The organism is Streptomyces lucensis JCM 4490 (assembly GCF_014650035.1).
Classification (GTDB): domain Bacteria; phylum Actinomycetota; class Actinomycetes; order Streptomycetales; family Streptomycetaceae; genus Streptomyces; species Streptomyces lucensis.
Genome location: NZ_BMUE01000002.1, coordinates 161,122 through 178,598 on the forward strand (window position 1 = coordinate 161,122; position 17,477 = coordinate 178,598).

Sequence of the window (17,477 nt, forward strand, 5' to 3'; positions counted from 1 at the left end):
CCACGCATCTCATGTGTTCATGCGACTGCGACTGCGACTGCGACGGTGTACGTCCCTGTCCTTCTGCCTTGCCGCAGCCGCCGTCCTCGTACCCGTGTCGTCGGCCGCCGCCCACGCGGACGCGACGCCCTCCTGCGCGGCCGTCGGCGACCGGGCCTTTCCGCTGACCACCCGCATCCACGGCGGGCCCACCGCCTACGAGCCGGGCGGAGGGTACGGCACCTGGTACATCGACCTCACCAACACCACCCGCCAGACCTGCGCCGGCATCCACCCCGTCGTCGTCCTCGTCGACGACAAGCGCACCCTCAGGCCGTCCCAGCCCCAGCTGGACTTCTACGACGGCTCGCATGCCGAGCCCGTCACCTTCGAGAGCACCGACGAGCAGGAGCTGGTCGGCGTCATGGAGGCGGAGGACTTCGACGGCTTCACCGTGGCACCGGGCAAGACGGTCACCGTCAAGGTCAGGCTCTCGCTCACCTCCGACGCCGTACCCGACCGGGTCACCGCCAACGCGGCGGTGGTCCAGCGCCGCGGCGACGACGGCGACTGGGTCGGGCAGTCCAACGACTACCGCTTCGCGATCGCGGAGGACGCGGCGGACGGCGAGTACGAACAGGGCACGGAGGAGCCGCGGAGCACGGGCACGGGGACCCCGCGGAGCACGGAGGAACCGCGGGGCACGGAGACGGCCGGCCCGTCCGGTGCTCCTTCGCCGGCCCCCACCCCCGCTCCCACCTCCGTCGGCGACACCGGCCCGGACGCCTCCCTCCCCTCCGCCGATGAGGCCGAGGACGCCGATGAGGACCGTGAAGCCGATGAGGCCGGAGAGGCCGGTGCGGCCGGAGAACGCGCCCGGGAGCTCGCCCGCACCGGACCCGGGCTCGCGCACGCACTGCTCGCCGCCGCCGCGCTCGTCGCCGTCGGCGGCGGCGCCCACCTGCTCATCCGCCGGCGCCGCTGAGGCGTCGGCCTACGTACGCAGAGGCGCGGCCCACGTACGCAGAGGCGTCGGCCTACGTACGACAAGCCGGGGTACGTGTCCAGTCCTTCTGACTAGGCTGGGTGCCGTCGGTACGCCGTGGTTCCGGCGCCCTCGCTCCCCGACCGTACGTACGCCAGGAGACGCACAACATGGCAGACCGCAAGCCCATCGAGTCATGGCTCACCGACATGGACGGCGTCCTGATCCACGAGGGCGTGCCGATCCCGGGCGCCGACGCGTTCCTGAAGAAGCTGCGCGAGTCCGGCCGGCCTTTCCTGGTGCTCACCAACAACTCCATCTACACGGCCCGTGACCTGCACGCCCGGCTGCGCCGGATGGGCCTGGACGTGCCGGTGGAGAACATCTGGACCTCGGCCCTGGCCACCGCCCAGTTCCTGGACGACCAGCGGCCCGGCGGCAGCGCCTACGTCATCGGCGAGGCCGGCCTGACCACCGCGCTGCACGACATCGGCTACATCCTCACCGACCACGAACCCGACTTCGTGATCCTCGGTGAGACCCGCACGTACTCCTTCGAGGCCCTGACCAAGGCCGTGCGCCTGATCAACGACGGGGCCCGGTTCATCGCCACCAACCCCGACAACGTCGGCCCCTCCACCGAGGGCGACCTGCCCGCCACCGGCTCGGTCGCCGCCCTGATCACCGCCGCGACCCGCAAGAAGCCCTACTTCGTCGGCAAGCCCAACCCGCTGATGATGCGTGCGGGCCTCAACGCGATCGGCGCCCACTCGGAGACCTCCGCGATGATCGGCGACCGCATGGACACCGACGTCCTGGCGGGCCTGGAGGCCGGGATGCGCACCTTCCTGGTGCTGACCGGCGTCACGCAGCCCAAGGACGTCGACCGCTATCCCTTCCGGCCCTCGCAGGTCGTCGACTCCATCGCGGACCTCGTCGACCTCGTCTGAGCCCGCCGCGACGGGTGAGCGGGCGTCCGAAACCCGGCCTCACCCGTTCGGCGCAGCGGAGCGCCTCCCGAGGATGCGGGGGCGCACCGGCCGGGAGAACCTCCTGGTACTGGAGGTTCACGATGGGCTCACTTCGCCTCACTCTCTGTACGGCGGTCCTGGCCGTGGCCGCGCTCGGCCCGGCGGCGCACGCGGCGGACGGCGGCTCGGTCACCGTGACCCCCGCCTCCCCGCTGCGGGGCGCCGACGTGTCCCTGCGGGTCAGCGGCTGCACCGGCACCGAGGCCACCGCCGTGTCACCGGCCTTCGTCGCCGACGCCCGCCTGGCAGGCACGCAGGGCGGCCTTGCCGGTGAGACCCGGATCCGCTCCTCCCTCGCGCCGGGCGCGTATCCCGTGAGCATCAGTTGCTCCGACCGCACGGTCACCGGCCGCGTCACGGTCGTGGACGACGCGGGAGCCGGACAGGCCGAGCAGTCCACCGAGCAGTCCACCGGGCCGTCTTCCGTGTCCGCGTCGCCCGTCGCCCCGGTCGACGCGGGCGGCGGCGGCACCGCGCACTTCGCCACGGTGGCCACCAGCGGGTCCGGCCCCGGCGCACTGCAGGCGGTGACCGGGCTGACGCTCGCGGGGATCGCCGCGGTCGCCGTCGGGCTCCGCGCCCGCCGGAGCCGTGACCCGCGCTGACGCCCCATGACCGTCGACCCCGAACCCGCCCCCACCACCGGCACCGGACGGCTCGTCACCTGCCTCGCCTGGGCGGTCCTGCTGCTCGGACTGTGGCTGTGGGGACGGGACGTGACCGGCGTGCCGCACGGCCCGGACGGACCCGCCACGGGAGACGTGTTCGCCCTCGGCCGCCCCGCCGACCCGGCGCTGCTGCCGCGCCCGGCACACCCGCTGGGCGCCGCGCGGCCCCTGCGCGTCGACATCCCCCGACTGGGCGTCCAGGCCCCTGTGGTGACCCGGGGCCTCGACGCGCGCGGGGCCGTCGACCCACCGCCCTTCGACCAGCCGGGCGTGGTCGGCTGGTACGGCTCCGGCACCGCGCCCGGCGCCGCTGGAGCGGCCCTGCTGGTCGGCCACGTCGACACCGAGACCCGGCCCGCCGTCTTCTACCGGCTCAGCACCCTGCGGCCCGGCGAGACGGTGCGGGTGGTCCGCTCGGACGACACCGTCGCCGTGTTCACCATCGACGACGTCCGCGTCCTGCCCCGCGACGACTTCGACGCCCGGCTGGCCTACGGCCCCCACGAGCGGGGCCGCGCCGAACTCCGGCTGATCACCTGCGGCGGCACCTTCGACCGCGCCTCCCGCGGCTACACGGCGAACGTGGTGGTCTCCGCCTACCTCACCGGCACCGCCCGCTGACCACCCCGTGCCCCGCCCCCCCCGGCCGGGCGATCCCGCGACGGCCGCGGCGGATGTGCCAGGATTGGCGGCCGGACCAGTGCGCGCTCGGGGGGAGACGCATGTACGACAGCAGGCGGGCCCGGTCTTCGGCCCGGTCCCGGGCCGTCACCCGCACCAGGGCGGCCGGGGCGGTGCTGGGGGCGGCGGCGCTGCTGCTCGCCGGGTGCTCCGCCGGGGACGAGGGCCCGGAACCGGACGCCCGGATCACCCAGCGGCCCAGGTCCGCCGACCCGTTCTGGGTCGACCCGGACGGCAGCGCGGCCCGCCAGGTCGCCGCCTACGCCGAGGCCGGCAGGAAGGCGCAGGCCGCGCAGATCCGGAAGATCGCCGAACAGCCGACGGGGGCGTGGATCGGCCCGGAGAACCCGGAGGACGAGGCGCGCGGCTTCACCGAGGCCGCCGGGAAGGCCGACCGCACGGCCGTGCTCGTCCTCTACAACATCCCGCACCGCGACTGCGGCCAGTACTCCAAGGGCGGCGCCGCCGACGGCGACGCCTACCGCGCCTGGATCGACGGGGTCGCCCGGGGCATCGGCGACCGCTCCGCCCTGGTCGTCCTGGAACCCGACGCGGTCCTGCACCTCGCGGACGGCTGCACCCCGGACGCGTTCCACGAGGAGCGCTACGACCTCCTCAAGGGCGCGGTCGCCAAGCTGGCGGCCCTGAAGAACACGAAGGTCTACCTGGACGCCGGGAATGCCGGCTGGGGTCACCCCGACCGGATATCCGGGCCCCTCCAGCGGGCCGGCGTCGCCCAGGCCGACGGCTTCTCCGTCAACGTCTCCAACTTCTACTCCACCGAGGACTCCCTCGGCTTCGGCAGGCAGCTGTCGTCCAGGGTGGGCGGCAAGCACTTCGTCGTCGACACCAGCCGGAACGGCAACGGCCCCTACACGTCCGGTGATCCGGCCGAGCGCTGGTGCAACCCGCCCGGCCGGTCCCTGGGCGAGACCCCCACGACGAGGACCCGGGACCCCCTGGCGGACGCCTACCTGTGGGTCAAACGCCCCGGGGAGTCCGACGGCACGTGCAAGGGAGGCCCGAAGGCGGGTCGGTGGTGGGCGAGTTACGCACTCGCCCTCGCGGAGAACAGCACGTAGCCACAGCGTGGTGACTACGGCACCCTGACCCACTGCGCCTTGGAGGGCGTCCCCCGGGCGTCGTCCACGAACAGCATGTACCAGCCGGACTGCACCAGGTTCCGGTTCCTCGGCACCGTGACCGTGATCCTGTCACCGGACGCCTTGAAGTCCAGGGCGATGGACCGCTGGTCCACGTCCGTCACGTGCGTCGAGGCGCTGGGCCGGATCAGCCGCACCTTCTTCACGGCCGCCGCGTGCTCGGAGGTGAACGTCCCCGAGGCGCCGCGGGCGATCGTCCGCGGGCCGCCGCTCAGCGTGGGCCGTGAGTCCCGGTACAGGTAGGGCGGCGTGTAGATCTCGATCCGCTGCTCGAACGTGCCCGGCTTCGTGCCGGCCGCGTCCGCGTACAGCGAGTCGGACCCGAAGAACATCACGCGTCCGTCCGGCAGCAGGATCGACCCGGAGTGGTAGTTCCGGCCCACCAGCGGATCGGCGACCGAGGTGAAGGTGCCGCTGTCCGGGTGGTACAGCCGGGCCTGCAGGATGTTCGAGTCCCCGCGCCCCCGGTAGTCCTCCGAGCCGCCGGACACCAGCACGGTGTCGTCGGGCAGGATGGAGGTCTGCGGATACCTGGTCCCCTTCGCCAGTGCGGGCCCGTCCACGAACTTCGGGTTCCTGGCCTTCAGGTCGATGATCCGGGTCTTCCTGCTCGACCGCTTCGACTCGCCGACCCCGCCGCCGCCGACGACCATGAACCTCTCGTCCTGGGCCGGAGGCAGCATCACGGTCCCGGACGTCTCCATCAGGTCGGCGTCACCGAGCCCGGGCAGCTTGGTGAACCTGTTCGTGCCGACGTCCCAGATGCCGGGTTCCCGGCCGACGTCGTCCGGTCCGTAGCCCGCGTTGGAGCCCGAGTAGAAGATCTTCCCGTTCTGCGTCAGGAACAGCGCGGGGTAGGTCGGGAACCGGCGGAGCTTGCGGGTGTAGGCCCACTTCCCGGTCTTCGGGTCGAAGATCTCGTTCTTGCCCGGGACCAGCTGCCCGATGTCGTCCAGCCCGGAGACGCTGAGGACCCGGCCGTCCGACAGCGTGGTGAGCGTCGGGTACCAGCGGGCCTCGTTCATCGGGTCGACCTTGATGTACCGCTCGGCGACCGGATCGAACTCGTAGGCGTCGCGGATGCCCTGGAAGTCCTTCTTGTCCAGGGCGAGTTTCTGGGCGATGCCGTAGGTGTTGCGGGCGTCGGCGCCCGTCAGCCCCTGGACGCGGTAGTTGTCCTGGGTGCCGGTCTCGTACCTGGCCCCGCTCTTCCGCGCCTCCACGTAGATGCGGCCGAGTCCCGGGTCGTTGCGCAGGAAGGCGCCGGTGTCCGGGTCGTAGACCTTCTTGGCGCGCGGCACCAGCACCGGGTCCTTGGAGACGAACGTCCTGCCGTTGCTCCTGCCGGTGAACCTGGTGCCTGCGGGCAGCGTGATCGGCTTGTCGGGGTTCTCGTTGTGGACGATGATCAGGCCGCCGGCCTTGGTGACGTCGCCCTTGAGCTTCTCGTACCGCTTGGTGCCGCCCGCGATGAGCAGCTTGCCGTCGGCCAGCTGGGTGTGGCCGGTGCAGAACAGGTCGCTGGGCGTGGGGATCTTCTTGATCGTGCCCTTGACCGGGTCCCAGAGCCGGGTGTCGAACCTCTTCCTGTCGAAGTTGGCCTGGTTGTTGCCCGACCCGGCGACCAGCAGCACCTTGCCGGTGTGCAGCAGTGCCGCGTGGATGGTGTTCTGCCGGTACTCCTTCGGGAACCGGACGATGTCCCAGTGGCCGTTCGCGGCCTTGTACTCCGCCTTGTTGATCTTGTACTGGTGGTACTGCGCGGTGCCGAAGCGGTAGAGCCACGGCCCGTTCATCCCGGCGAGCGCGATGACCACCGCCGCACCCGTCGTGAGCCGACGGGCGCGACGGCGGCCGGCCTGGTCCTTCATTCCTCACGTCCCCCAAGTCCGCCAAGGGCTTCCCGCACGGCCTGCTCACCGTGCCCGTCCGGGGCTCCGCCCGGTCCGCCGCGCGAATGCGCCCAGCTGGGCCGTGGCCGCCGCGGGGGCCGGGCCGTGTGCCGCTCCCGCGGCCGCGCCGCCACCGCGTCCCGCGGCTGCGCCACCGCAGGGGCCGGGGCCGGGGCCGGGGGCGGGGGAGGGGGTGGGGCGGGGACCGGGGCGGGCGTGTCCGCCGCGCGTGCGGTCCGCTTCCGCGCCCGCCGCGTCTCGTGACGCCAGGCGACGACCGGGAACGCCGTGACGAGCATGGCGAACGCGGCCCAGGTCACCATCGCCGGGTGGAAGTGCCCGAGGGCGAATCCGGCGACGACGGACGCGCCGAAGACCCCGATGAAGTACCAGTGGTACCGGAAGGTGGCGAACCAGGTGTCCGGGCTCGCCGAATCACCCTTGGGGGTGACCACGAACCTGCTCTTGCGGCGCAGCAGGGAGTCGATGAGCGCCTTCGCGTACAGCGGCGCGGACAGGGCCGACATCACCATGCCGGCCACGCCGCCGGAGCCCTCCGGCTCGTGCGGGGAGACGTTGTGCCGCCGGTTCCAGACGTACAGGCCGATCTGCAGGGCGGAGGCGTTGCCGTAGAGCATCAGCCACACGGTCGGGTCGATGTTCACGCCCGACGCGCCCAGGCCCAGGAACAGTGCGCAACTCAGAGCGGCGAGAAGCCAGTTGAGGGCGGACACCGGATAGAAGACGATCATCATCGTGTAGTTGAGGAGCCGGCCCGGCGGCAGCGAGAACCAGCCCTTCCAGTACTGCTTGAGGATCGTCTCGTACGTGCCCCGCGACCAGCGCATCTGCTGGGTGAAGAAGTCGGTCCAGGCGGCGGGGCCCTCACCGACGGCGAGGACGTCCGGGGTGTACACCGACTTCCACTTGCGGCCGGTGACCGGGTTCTCGGCCCGGTGCATCTCGAAGCCGGTGGCCATGTCCTCGGTGATCGAGTCGTAGAGGCCGCCGATCTGCTTGAGCGCCCTGATCCGTACGGCGTTGGAGGTGCCGACGAACATCGGGGCGCCGTAGCGGTTCCCGGCGCGCTGGATCAGGGCGTGGAAGAGGAACTGCTGGGACTCGGCGGCCTTGGTGACGAAGTTGTCGTAGTTGCCGTAGACCTGCGGGCCGATGACGAAGCCGACGTCCGGGTCGCGGAAGTAGCCGAGCATCCGCTCCAGGTAGTTGGGCAGCGGGACGTGGTCGGTGTCGACCGAGGCGAAGAGGTCGTAGTCGTCGCCGTGCGCCGCCAGCCAGGCGTTGTAGTTGCCGTGCTTGGTCCTGGCGCGGTGCGGGCCCGAGGGCCGGTTCCACTCGGCGACGCCCTTGCGGGAGAAGTGGTGCACGCCGAGCCGGGCGCAGACCTCCTTGACGGCCGGGTCGTCGCCCTCGTCCAGCAGCCACACGTGCACCAGCCCCCGGTGGCGCACCCGTACCGCCGCCTCCAGCGTCTTCGTCACCATCGCCAGCGGCTCCTTGCCGGGCACGAAGGAGGTGAGGAAGGCGACGCGGGTGCCGGCCTCGGGCACCACCGGGACGGGGTCGCGGGCGACGAGCGTGGCGTGCGCGTTGGACAGCACGTTCACGCAGCGGAAGAACTCGATCAGGCCGATCGAGACGAGCATGACGACGTCCAGCGCCGGCAGGTAGCCGTGGGCCGGGTGGTCGCGTTCGGTCCAGTGCGCCGGCTGGAGCAGCCAGAACAGCAGCACCAGGGAGAGCACCGGGGCCGCGCCCAGCATCAGCGCGGCGCGTACGCGGTGCGGCTCCTGCGAGAGCAGCGAGCGGTACCGCACCCGGTACGGCTGTGCCGGGTCGGGCTGGGTGAGGGGGCCCGCGAGCCGGCTGTGGTGCTCGTAGTCGTATCTGGGCAGGCTCTTCCTGATCCTGCGGAACTGTCCCGTCCGGTGGCCGGTGGCCCCGGGTCGTGCCGCCTGCGACGGGTCCTTGTGAGCATGGTCGGGTTCGGCGCCGGATGGCGTCGACGTCATGAGTCTTTCCCCCCACGCGCCGGCCGGCGCGTGTTCCTGTCGTTCGCTTCCGTCCGGCCGGCCCCCCTTGGCCCGCGCGCACGGAAAGCAGCGGTGAGTTTCGCGGTCATCGCGTCCTACCCACCCTGTAGACAGGGGACGGCGACCTTCCGGTTGCACGCCGCCGCCCTCGGCGGCGCTTTCAGCCGGAGAGGCGGGTGCGGATGTTGCCGAAGTGGTCCCTTATGGCCTCCTCCGCCCGCAGCACGTCACCGGACCGGACCGCGTCCAGGATCTCCCGGTGCTGGCGGCAGGTGACCCGCGGATCCTGCGGCACGTCCACCAGATCCCGCTGCACCCGGTGGAAGGCGTCCCAGAACGCCTCCAGCACCTCGCTCAGCAGCACGTTGTCCAGCCCCCGGTAGAGGGTGGCGTGAAAGGCGCGGTCGGTCTCGGCGAGGCCGGCCCCTTGCGCGGCCTCCTGTTCCATACGGTCCACGAGCGCGTCCAGTTCAACGAGGTCCGCCTCGGGCAGCCGGCCTGCCAGCCGGGACACCAGCCCGGTCTCCACGGCCTCGCGCAGCTCCAGCAGCCGCAGCAGGGAGTCCTCGCCGCGGTAGTGCCCGGCGACGGTGCGGAAGGCCAGACCCTCGATCATCGGGGCGAACGACATCGAGCCGACGTAGGTGCCGAAACCGTGCCGGATCTCCACGATGCCCATCGCCTGCAGCGCCTTCAGCGCCTCCCGCACCGAGTTCCGGCTGGCCCCCAGGTGCTCCATCAGCTCGGGCTCGGTCGGCAGCGGGGCGCCCGAGGGCAGCCGCCGGTCGACGATCAGCTTCTTGATCTGCTCCTGGAGGTCCCGCGCTGCCATGGCGAGAGGGTATCCGGCCAATCGGGGGAGGGCGCGGTTCCGGGCCACGCGGACCCTCGGACATGCGAAAGGCCCCCCGCTCACGCGAGGGGCCTTCCGGTCGGTGCGCCGCCAGGGACTCGAACCCCGGACCCGCTGATTAAGAGTCAGCTGCTCTAACCAACTGAGCTAGCGGCGCCTGCTGACGAAGAGAACTCTACCTGACCGGGGAGGGTGCTCCCGACACCTGGAGGTGGCGCGGAAGGGGCCGGATGGGGCCGGATGGGGCTCGCGTACATCATTCGGACCGTCAGCATGCGTACACCGGGGACAGTTGTGAAACTGATCAACGTGCACGCTCGCGGACAAAACCACCCGAATGTGAGGCAGATCGCATGACCACTCCGGCGTTCGAGGACTTCGTTCCCGCGAGCGACTGTGACTGCCCCGGCTGTGTCCAGGGGCGCCGGCTGGGCCCCCGCCCGTCGCCCCGCCGTTTCGGCGGCCACCCGGCAGGCCGGGGCATCGTGATCGTCGCCGCCGCGTCCGCCGCCCTCGGCGCGGTGCCCCCGGCCGCGTCCGCCGCCCCCGGTCAGTCCCCGCACCGGCAGGCGGATCCCGGAGACGACGGGCCCGCCACCCCCCAGGGCGCCAAGTCCCCGCTGCACGGCACGGCGGCCAAGCCCGGCACGGTGCCCATTCCGGCCACCACCAGGACCGCGATCATCAACCGGGCCAAGCTCTGGGTGGCCGCGAAGGTGCCGTACAGCATGACCGCCTACTGGTCCGACGGTTACCGGCAGGACTGCTCGGGCTACGTCTCCATGGCCTGGGGCCTGCCCGGCAACGAGTGGACCGGCAGCCTCGGCGAGTTCGGCACGAAGATCACCAAGGAGGAGCTGCAGCCCGGCGACATCCTGCTGTACCACAACCCGGACAACCCCGAGAGCGGCTCCCACGTGGTGATCTTCGGCGGCTGGACCGACTACACGCACACCTACTACACGGTCTACGAGCAGACACCCCCGCACACCCGGACGCAGACCACGCCCTACCCCTACTGGAACCACACCGACAAGTACGTCCCCTACCGCTACAAGGGCGTGCCCGCGGCGGTCGCGGACCCGCGAGCGGCCCGGAAGGCGGCGGGCGCCGCGGGGCCGGCACCGCACGCGGTGCCCGGCTATCCGGGCCGCGGCTTCTTCCGGCCGGGGGCGGTCAACGACCACGTCACCCGGCTCGGCGCCCAGCTGGTGAGAAGAGGCTTCGGCAGGTACTACGCCACGGGTCCCGGCCCGCGCTGGGGCGAGGCGGACCGGCGCGCCGTGGAGGCGTTCCAGCGCACCCAGGGCTGGCGGGGCGGCGCGGCGGACGGCTACCCCGGACCGGAGACGTGGCGGCGGCTGTTCGCCTGACCGGCGCCCGTCCCGCGACAGCTCCCGTACATCCCACCCCCCGTTCATGACGCGTCTGGCGCGGAGGCTGGAGGCACGCATGAGTACGACCACGTCACACACCCCACCCGTACCCGAGGGACGGCCGGAGGGCGCCGCGGGTGCGGGCACCCGCCCGGCCCGGCTGATCCAGAACGAGACCACCACCGAGATCCCCGTCCACCTGCTGTTCCGGGACGACCCCGACCCGGTGGCGGTGCCGCTCAGGCCCGCCGTGGTGGGCCGCCGCCAGGGCACCGGCGAACAGCCGCGCCACAGGCGCCCGGTGCCGGTGCGCCGACGGCCCCTCCCGCAGGTCGACCCGGAACTGGCGGAGCGCCCGGGGCGGGTGCTGCCCGGGGCGGCCGGACTGCTCGCGGGGGCCTGCGGGCTCACCGGATGCCTCGCCACCACCTGGTGGGCGGGACTGCTCCCGCCGGTCCTGGCCGGGGCGCTGTGCCTGCCGGCCGGGGCGGGCGCGGGCCTCGGTCCGGCCCAGTGGGCGGCGTACGCCGGGGCCGGTGCGCTCGGGATCTGCGGCTTCGGCGGGCTGGCCCGGGGGCGGACCGGGCGGGCCTGGGTGCTCGGCCTGTTCGGCCGGTACCGGGGGACCGTGCGGCGCACCGGGCTGCTGTGGGTGAATCCGCTGGTGCTGCGGCGGCGGGTGGACGTGCGGCTGCGGCACTGGCGCAGCGAGGCGATGGCCGCGACGGATCCCGACGGCATGGCGCTGCGGGTGGTGGTGATGGTGGTGTGGCGGGTGCGGGACACCGCGCGGGCCCTGCTCGGCATCGAGGACCACGAGACGTACCTGCGCGAGTGCGTGGAGGCGGCGCTGGCCCGGGTGCCGGTGGAGCCGGCCGGGGGGACGCGGGGCGGGGTGACGGCGGCGGGGGACGCGCTGACCCGGCTGGTGGCGGAGGAGGCCGGGGGCGTCGGCGTGGAGGTGTTCTCGGTGCAGCCCGTCCGGGTGGAGTACGCCCCCGAGGTCGCCGCCGTGATGAACCGGCGCCGGATCGCCGCGCTGGACGCCCGGCAGCGGGCCAGCATGCTCAGCTCGGTCGTCGACTCGGTGGAGGACACGGTGACCCGGCTGACCGTGCGCGGACTGGTCGAACTGGACGACTACGAGCGCAAGGTGCTGGTCCGTGACCTGACGGTGGCGTTCTGCTCGGGGCGCGCGGAGCCGGTCTGAGGAGGCTTCCGGGCCGGAGGTGTGATTGGTATGGACATGTTCAACTCGTGGCAATAATCTGACACTTGGTCTAGACCTACCTCCCTGCACAGCTCACCGAACTCCCCACGTTCCCGAGGAGCGGCAGCATGCGTACCAGGACCAAGTTGTCCGCGGCCGTACTGGGTGCGGCGACCGCCGGAGCCTTCGCGCTCTCCACCGGCGGCGCCAGCGGGCACGGCTACACCGACCTCCCCATCAGCAGGCAGAAGCTCTGCCAGAACGGCACCGTGACGAACTGCGGCCAGATCCAGTGGGAGCCGCAGAGCGTCGAGGGCCCCAAGGGCTTCCCGGCCGCCGGACCCGCCGACGGCCAGCTCTGCAACGCCGGCCTGGGCCAGTTCTCCCAGCTCAGCTCGCCGAGGACACCGTCCGGCGCGGCCTGGCCCACCACGCGGGTGACGGGCGGCCAGACGTACACCTTCCGCTGGCAGTTCACGGCCATGCACGCCACCACGGACTTCAAGTACTACGTCACCAAGCCGGGCTGGAACCAGAGCCACGCCCTCGCCCGCTCGGACCTCAACCTCACCCCGTTCCTGACGGTGCCGTACAACGGGCAGCGCCCGCCGGCCACGCTCAGCCACAGCGGCACCCTGCCGGCCGGCCTGAGCGGACACCACGTCATCCTCGCGGTGTGGACGATCGCGGACACGGGCAACGCGTTCTACGCCTGCTCCGACGTCACCTTCTGAGCCCCGTTCCGGTACGGCTCGGAAACTGAGGTTCCCTTGAGGCCGACCGCCGCTACCGCCGGGTAGGTTCACGCCACGCCGATCTGCCTCAGCGGCGCACCGACCTCGGGGGAACCTCATGGAACTGCTCTTCTACGTCGTGCCGTGCCTCATGATCGCCGGCTTCGGGTCCGCCGCCTACCTGCTGGTGCGCCGCGCCCGGCGGATCAGCAGGACGTGGCGGCACGGACTGACCGCCGAGGGGCGCTGCCTGCGGATGTACACGACGACCAGCGGGGGCGGCGGGGACACGTCCGTGCGGACGGCCGTGCACCACGTCTACGAGTTCACCACCCGCGACGGCCGCACCCAGCGCTTCGAGGAGGAGGACGGCCCCGCGACCGTCATCGAGGGCGACTTCGTCACCGTGCGGTACCTCCCGGAGCAGCCCCAGCGTGCCACCGCGCTCCCGCCGGCCCAGGGCAGCCTCGCCGTCGGCACCGGCTTCGGGCTGGCCTTCATCGGGGTGTGCGTCGCCTTCTGCACGGTCTTCATCGTCGTGGCCCACGAGATCTTCACGGAGTCGGCCGGCCTGATGCCGTGACCCGTGCCGGCCGGCGGCCTCCGCCCGGGGCCGCCCGCCGGCCGGCCCCGGACACGCAGAAGGGCCCCTCACCTCGGTGAGGGACCCTTCATCCGTGCGCCGCCAGGGACTCGAACCCCGGACCCGCTGATTAAGAGTCAGCTGCTCTAACCAACTGAGCTAGCGGCGCATGACTCCCGCCCTCCGCGGACTTTCCCCCGCGGTCGGCGACGAAGAAAATACTACCTGGTCCCGGGGCGTGCTCGTGACCGCCGCGATCAGAGCCTGGATGCCTAGATCGTGAGGGAGAGCAGCACCGGGGCCGCGTTCCTGTTCAGCGTCTCCGCCGCCCGCTTCAGGCGGTGGGCGTGCTCCACCGGGAGCGAGAGGGCCAGGCAGCCCACCGACGAGCCCGCCGTGATCGGGACGGCGGCGCAGACCGTGCCGACCGCGTACTCCTGGAGGTCGAGGACCGGCACCGTCGGCGGCTGGGACTCCAGGCGGGACAGCAGCAGCTTGTCGCTGGTGATGGTGCGCGAGGTGAGGCGGGCCATCTTGTGCCGGGAGAGGTGGTCGCGGCGGGCGTCGTGGTCCAGCTGGGTCAGCAGGCTCTTGCCGACGGCGGTGGCGTGGGCGGAGCAGCGGAAGTCGACCCACTCGTTGACCGCCGGGGTGCCCGGCCCGGCGGCGTACTGGGTGACCTTCACCTCCCCGTCGACGTACCGGCTCATGTACACGGCCGCGCCGACCGAGTCCCGCAGCCGGTCCAGGGTGTGCTGGAGCTTGTCGCGCAGGGCCCGCTCCCTCTCGTGCGCCGAGGTGAGGCGGCGCAGGGTGTCGCCGGTGACGTACGCCCCGCCGGTGACCTGCTCGACGTACCCCTCGCGGCGCAGCATGCGCAGCAGGGCCGTGAGCCGCTCGGGGCCGAGGCCGGTGCGGCGGGCCAGCTCGGTGTCGGTGACGCCGGCGCGGTGGCGCGCCACGTTCTCCAGCACGCGCAGCGCGTCCTGGGCGGAGTGGTACGGGGCGGTCGGCTCGTGCATCAGCGCCACGGTGTTTCCCCCTGCGCTCGCTACTTAGGGCCGCGAAGCCGCGGATCCGGTCGGCGGATCGTCTCCACGATAGCCGCCAAAGGCCCACCGGGGAGAGAGGGTTGGCGAGATTATGCACGTGCCGCCCTCCCTCCCAACTGCGGCGCAGGCCCTCTGGCATATGCCGGAGTCATGACCCAGAGGCCGGACCTCCGCCGTTCCGCTGTTCACGGGATGTAGTCACAGGACCGCGCTGAGGAATTCCCGGGTGCGCTCCCGCTCCGGATCACTGAAGATCTTCTCCGGCGGGGCCGCCTCGATGACGCGGCCGGAGTCGAACATCAGTACCTGGTCGGAGATGTCACGGGCGAAACCCATCTCGTGGGTCACGCACAGCATCGTGATGTCGGTGCTGCGGGCGATGTCCCTGAGCAGATCGAGGACACCCGCGACCAGCTCCGGGTCGAGCGCGGACGTCACCTCGTCCAGCAGCAGCACCCGCGGCCGCATCGCCAGCGCCCGCGCGATCGCCACCCGCTGCTGCTGGCCGCCGGAGAGCCGGGTGGGTCTCGCGTCGCACTTGTCGGCGAGCCCCACCAGGTCCAGCAGCTCCCGGGCGCGCGCCTCGGCCTCGTCCTTCGGCATTCCCAGCACCCGTACCGGCGCCTCGGTGATGTTGCGCAGCACCGACATGTTCGGGAACAGGTTGAACTGCTGGAACACCATCCCGATCTTCTTGCGGACCTCCCGGACCCGCTTCTCCGGCGCCGGGAACAGGTGCTCGCCGTCGACGGTGATCGTGCCCTCGTCCGGCTTGGTGAGGGTCATCAGCATTCTGAGGATCGTGGTCTTGCCGGAGCCGGAGGGGCCGATCAGGGTGACGTGCCGGCCCGCGTCCACGGACAGGTCCAGGCCGTCGAGGACGGTGTTGTCCCCGAACCGCTTGGTCACTCCCTCCAGGCGGATCAGTTCGCCCCGCCGGGTGCCGGCCGCGGGCTTGCCGTCGTCGTGTGTGCTGGTCTCAACGGACAAGGCGTCGCTCCAGGGTGCGCAGAAGAAGGGAGGCGAGGTACGAGACGACGATGAAAGCCACTCCGATCACCGTCAGGGGCTCGGTGAACTGGAAGTGCTGCTGGGAGACGAGCCGTGCCCGGCCCAGCATGTCCAGCACGCCGATCGTCATCAGCATCGGCGTGTCCTTCAGCATCGAGATGACGTAGTTGCCGAGCGGCGGCACCACCCGGCGGATCGCCTGCGGCAGGATCACCGCCGCCCAGGTCCGGTGCACCGGCAGGCTCAGCGCCGTCGCGGCCTCCCACTGGCCCACCGGCACCGCCTCGATACCGGCCCGGTAGACCTGCATCGTGTACGTCGAGTAGTGCAGCCCGATCCCGGCGACCCCGGTGGCCAGCGGCGACAGGGTCACCCCCGCCTCGGGCAGCACGTAGAAGAGGAAGAACAGCTGCACCAGCAGCGGGGTGTCCCGCACGAACTCGGTGAGGACCCCCACCGGCCAGCGCACCCAGCGGGTGGGGACCCGCATCAGCAGCGTCCAGACCAGCCCCAGCGCGAACGAGATCAGCGACCCCAGGGCCAGTGCCTCCAGCGTGACGAGCAGACCCTGCCAGAACTGCGGCATGAAGTCGGCGACCGCTCCCCAGTCCCACTTCACCGGGCCACCCCCGCCTTCAGCCGGCGCTCAAGCATCCGCATGCCGCGGGTGAGCAGGAACGCGATCACGAAGTAGATCAGCAGCAGGTACGCGTAGATCTCACCGCTCTCCTGCAACGCCAGGCGCACCAGGTTGCCGCTGAAGGCCAGGTCGCCCATGCCGGTGATGGACACCAGCGCGGTGCCCTTGAGCAGCTCCACCAGCAGGTTGCAGAAGGACGGGATCATCTCCGGCACCGCCTGCGGCAGCAGGATCAGCCTGAGCCGCTGCCAGGGGGAGAAGCCGAGCGCGATGCCGCCCTCCCGCTGCGCGGGCTCCACCGCCCGCAGGGCGCCGCGCACGATCTCCGCGCCGTACGCGCCGTACGTCAGGCCCAGGGCGAGGGTTCCCGCCCACATCGGCACCAGCTGCCAGCCGAAGGCGACCGGCAGCACGAAGAACACCCAGAAGATCATCACCAGCGCCGAGATGCCGCGGAACACCTCGGTGTAGAAGCCCGCGACGAAGCGGACGACGCGCAGCCGGTGGGTGCGCGCGGCACCGACGGCGAAGGACACGGCGGTGGCCAGCAGGGCGCTGTAGACGAGCAGCTGGAGCGTCGTGCCGACGCCCCTGAGTACGAGTTCCCACAGTCCCGGGGTCATCCGCCGCACAGCTCCTTCGCGGTCATGTCCGTCATCTCGGCCCTTGTGAAGCCGAACGGCCGCAGGATGCGGAAGAGTTCACCGCTCTTCCTCAGCTTGTGCAGTTCGGTGTTGAAGGCGTCGCGCAGCCGGGTCTCGCCCGTCCGGAACGCGAACGCGCCGCCGTCGACGTGCGGCTTGCCGTCGACCAGCGGGGCGAAGGGCTCGGTGGCCTCCGCCCTGGCGGACTTCTTCACCACCTCACGGGTGGTCAGCGCCGTCCCCGCGAACACGTCGGCCCGGCCCGTCTCCACGGCGTTCAGCCCCGCGACCTGGTCCGGGACGATGACGATGTCGCTCTCCTCCAGCCCGGCGTCCACCGCGTACTGGATCTCCGCGTAGCCGGTGCCGGTGGCGAACCTCGCCTTCTTCCGCACGACGTCCTGGTAGGTGCGCAGCCCCATGGGGTTGCCCTTGCGGACGATGAAGGAGTCCAGCATCCGGTAGTCGGGATCGGCGAAGATCACCTGCTCGCACCGGTCCGCGTTGACGTACATGCCGGCGGCCACGACGTCGAACTGCTGCGATTTCAGCCCCGGGATCAGCGAGCCGAACTCCGTCGGCACCGGCTGCACCCGGTCCACCCCGAGCCGCTTGAAGACCGCCTTGGCCAGCTCGGGCGCCTCCCCGGTGAGGTGGCCGTCCCTGTCGATGTACCCGAAGGGGATCTCACCGGCGATCCCGAGCCGTACGACGCCCTGCGCGCGCAGCCGGTCGAGCAGGGCGCCGCCCTTTCTGCCGGACGCCGACGCCACCCGCGTGCAGCCGGCGGCGCCGAGCGCGCCCAGCACGCCGATCGCGGAGACGCCGGCGAGGAGCGAGCGTCTGCTGTGGCCGTGTTCGGGCCCGGATCTGTGTCTGCCGTTCTCAGGTGGGGGAACCATGGCGGCGCCGCTACCCAGG

The 17,477-nt window shown here is 71.8% G+C and carries 17 protein-coding genes and 2 tRNA genes; 9 read left to right on the forward strand and 10 right to left on the reverse strand.

The genetic code is table 11. The features are described from left to right. The first annotated feature begins 19 nt into the window (after window positions 1–19). From IE177_RS04905 to IE177_RS04925, 5 genes are all read left to right on the forward strand, one after another. Entirely contained in the window at window positions 20–964 is a 945-nt protein-coding gene (locus tag IE177_RS04905; RefSeq protein ID WP_190013492.1) for a hypothetical protein, read from the forward strand. Between the two features lie 170 nt (window positions 965–1,134). Continuing rightward, window positions 1,135–1,914, forward strand: coding sequence for an HAD-IIA family hydrolase (locus IE177_RS04910; protein WP_190013493.1), 780 nt, complete (start codon window positions 1,135–1,137; stop codon window positions 1,912–1,914). Window positions 1,915–2,036: 122 nt separating this feature from the next. Further along, window positions 2,037–2,600, forward strand: coding sequence for a hypothetical protein (locus IE177_RS04915; RefSeq protein ID WP_190013494.1), 564 nt, complete (start codon window positions 2,037–2,039; stop codon window positions 2,598–2,600). A 6-nt stretch (window positions 2,601–2,606) separates the two neighbouring features. After that, window positions 2,607–3,284: a class F sortase gene (locus IE177_RS04920; RefSeq protein ID WP_190013495.1), complete on the forward strand. Its 678-nt coding sequence runs from the start codon at window positions 2,607–2,609 to the stop codon at window positions 3,282–3,284. 101 nt (window positions 3,285–3,385) lie between these two features. Continuing rightward, window positions 3,386–4,426 (forward strand): glycoside hydrolase family 6 protein, encoded by a 1,041-nt coding sequence (locus tag IE177_RS04925; protein WP_190013496.1) that lies wholly within the window; start codon window positions 3,386–3,388, stop codon window positions 4,424–4,426. A gap of 14 nt (window positions 4,427–4,440) precedes the next feature. On the opposite strand, the gene glxA is transcribed toward IE177_RS04925, so the two are convergent. The 4 genes from glxA to IE177_RS04945 all read right to left on the reverse strand — a co-directional run bounded on the left by glxA (window position 4,441) and on the right by IE177_RS04945 (window position 9,463). Next, window positions 4,441–6,378 (reverse strand): radical copper oxidase GlxA, encoded by a 1,938-nt coding sequence (glxA, locus tag IE177_RS04930; protein WP_190013497.1) that lies wholly within the window; start codon window positions 6,376–6,378, stop codon window positions 4,441–4,443. After that, complete coding sequence (locus IE177_RS04935) at window positions 6,375–8,432, reverse strand: glycosyltransferase family 2 protein (protein ID WP_190013498.1); 2,058 nt, start codon at window positions 8,430–8,432, stop codon at window positions 6,375–6,377. Before IE177_RS04935 ends, glxA begins: the two co-directional genes overlap by 4 nt. A 181-nt stretch (window positions 8,433–8,613) precedes the next feature. Beyond that, the gene (locus tag IE177_RS04940; protein ID WP_190013499.1) at window positions 8,614–9,285 is read right to left on the reverse strand and encodes a FadR/GntR family transcriptional regulator; all 672 of its coding nucleotides are present in this window, start codon (window positions 9,283–9,285) and stop codon (window positions 8,614–8,616) included. Between the two features lie 104 nt (window positions 9,286–9,389). Continuing rightward, window positions 9,390–9,463, reverse strand: a tRNA-Lys gene (locus IE177_RS04945). A gap of 196 nt (window positions 9,464–9,659) precedes the next feature. Between IE177_RS04945 and IE177_RS04950 the strand changes: the two genes are divergently transcribed. From IE177_RS04950 to IE177_RS04965, 4 genes are all read left to right on the forward strand, one after another. Continuing rightward, on the forward strand, window positions 9,660–10,679 hold the full coding sequence (locus IE177_RS04950) for a peptidoglycan-binding protein (RefSeq protein WP_190013500.1): 1,020 nt from the start codon (window positions 9,660–9,662) through the stop codon (window positions 10,677–10,679). 79 nt (window positions 10,680–10,758) lie between these two features. Further along, window positions 10,759–11,892: an SPFH domain-containing protein gene (locus IE177_RS04955; protein ID WP_190013501.1), complete on the forward strand. Its 1,134-nt coding sequence runs from the start codon at window positions 10,759–10,761 to the stop codon at window positions 11,890–11,892. Between the two features lie 128 nt (window positions 11,893–12,020). Then, window positions 12,021–12,626 (forward strand): lytic polysaccharide monooxygenase auxiliary activity family 9 protein, encoded by a 606-nt coding sequence (locus IE177_RS04960; protein WP_190013502.1) that lies wholly within the window; start codon window positions 12,021–12,023, stop codon window positions 12,624–12,626. Between the two features lie 118 nt (window positions 12,627–12,744). Further along, entirely contained in the window at window positions 12,745–13,209 is a 465-nt protein-coding gene (locus IE177_RS04965) for a DUF3592 domain-containing protein (protein ID WP_190013503.1), read from the forward strand. 95 nt (window positions 13,210–13,304) lie between these two features. Here the strand turns inward: IE177_RS04965 and IE177_RS04970 are convergent. The 6 genes from IE177_RS04970 to ehuB form a co-directional block, all read right to left on the reverse strand. Next, window positions 13,305–13,378: transfer RNA gene (locus IE177_RS04970), tRNA-Lys, on the reverse strand. Window positions 13,379–13,481: 103 nt separating this feature from the next. Continuing rightward, window positions 13,482–14,240 (reverse strand): IclR family transcriptional regulator, encoded by a 759-nt coding sequence (locus tag IE177_RS04975; RefSeq protein WP_190013504.1) that lies wholly within the window; start codon window positions 14,238–14,240, stop codon window positions 13,482–13,484. A gap of 219 nt (window positions 14,241–14,459) precedes the next feature. Further along, entirely contained in the window at window positions 14,460–15,251 is a 792-nt protein-coding gene (ehuA, locus tag IE177_RS04980; RefSeq protein WP_190013505.1) for an ectoine/hydroxyectoine ABC transporter ATP-binding protein EhuA, read from the reverse strand. Further along, window positions 15,241–15,891 carry an ectoine/hydroxyectoine ABC transporter permease subunit EhuD gene (ehuD, locus tag IE177_RS04985; RefSeq protein ID WP_190013506.1) on the reverse strand — a complete coding sequence of 217 codons (651 nt, stop codon included), beginning with the start codon at window positions 15,889–15,891 and terminating at the stop codon, window positions 15,241–15,243. The genes ehuA and ehuD overlap by 11 nt, the downstream gene beginning before the upstream one ends. Further along, window positions 15,888–16,535 (reverse strand): ectoine/hydroxyectoine ABC transporter permease subunit EhuC, encoded by a 648-nt coding sequence (ehuC, locus tag IE177_RS04990; protein WP_190013507.1) that lies wholly within the window; start codon window positions 16,533–16,535, stop codon window positions 15,888–15,890. Before ehuC ends, ehuD begins: the two co-directional genes overlap by 4 nt. Further along, on the reverse strand, window positions 16,532–17,458 hold the full coding sequence (ehuB, locus tag IE177_RS04995; RefSeq protein WP_190013508.1) for an ectoine/hydroxyectoine ABC transporter substrate-binding protein EhuB: 927 nt from the start codon (window positions 17,456–17,458) through the stop codon (window positions 16,532–16,534). The genes ehuC and ehuB overlap by 4 nt, the downstream gene beginning before the upstream one ends. Between the last annotated feature and the right edge of the window lie 19 nt (window positions 17,459–17,477).

Coding starts and splice junctions, on each gene's coding strand:
- IE177_RS04905 (WP_190013492.1), top strand. CDS start 20: ATGCGACTGCGACTGCGACTGCGACGGTGTACGTCCCTGTCCTTCTGC.
- IE177_RS04910 (WP_190013493.1), top strand. CDS start 1,135: ATGGCAGACCGCAAGCCCATCGAGTCATGGCTCACCGACATGGACGGC.
- IE177_RS04915 (WP_190013494.1), top strand. CDS start 2,037: ATGGGCTCACTTCGCCTCACTCTCTGTACGGCGGTCCTGGCCGTGGCC.
- IE177_RS04920 (WP_190013495.1), top strand. CDS start 2,607: ATGACCGTCGACCCCGAACCCGCCCCCACCACCGGCACCGGACGGCTC.
- IE177_RS04925 (WP_190013496.1), top strand. CDS start 3,386: ATGTACGACAGCAGGCGGGCCCGGTCTTCGGCCCGGTCCCGGGCCGTC.
- glxA (WP_190013497.1), bottom strand. CDS start 6,378: ATGAAGGACCAGGCCGGCCGCCGTCGCGCCCGTCGGCTCACGACGGGT.
- IE177_RS04935 (WP_190013498.1), bottom strand. CDS start 8,432: ATGACGTCGACGCCATCCGGCGCCGAACCCGACCATGCTCACAAGGAC.
- IE177_RS04940 (WP_190013499.1), bottom strand. CDS start 9,285: ATGGCAGCGCGGGACCTCCAGGAGCAGATCAAGAAGCTGATCGTCGAC.
- IE177_RS04950 (WP_190013500.1), top strand. CDS start 9,660: ATGACCACTCCGGCGTTCGAGGACTTCGTTCCCGCGAGCGACTGTGAC.
- IE177_RS04955 (WP_190013501.1), top strand. CDS start 10,759: ATGAGTACGACCACGTCACACACCCCACCCGTACCCGAGGGACGGCCG.
- IE177_RS04960 (WP_190013502.1), top strand. CDS start 12,021: ATGCGTACCAGGACCAAGTTGTCCGCGGCCGTACTGGGTGCGGCGACC.
- IE177_RS04965 (WP_190013503.1), top strand. CDS start 12,745: ATGGAACTGCTCTTCTACGTCGTGCCGTGCCTCATGATCGCCGGCTTC.
- ehuC (WP_190013507.1), bottom strand. CDS start 16,535: ATGACCCCGGGACTGTGGGAACTCGTACTCAGGGGCGTCGGCACGACG.
- ehuB (WP_190013508.1), bottom strand. CDS start 17,458: ATGGTTCCCCCACCTGAGAACGGCAGACACAGATCCGGGCCCGAACAC.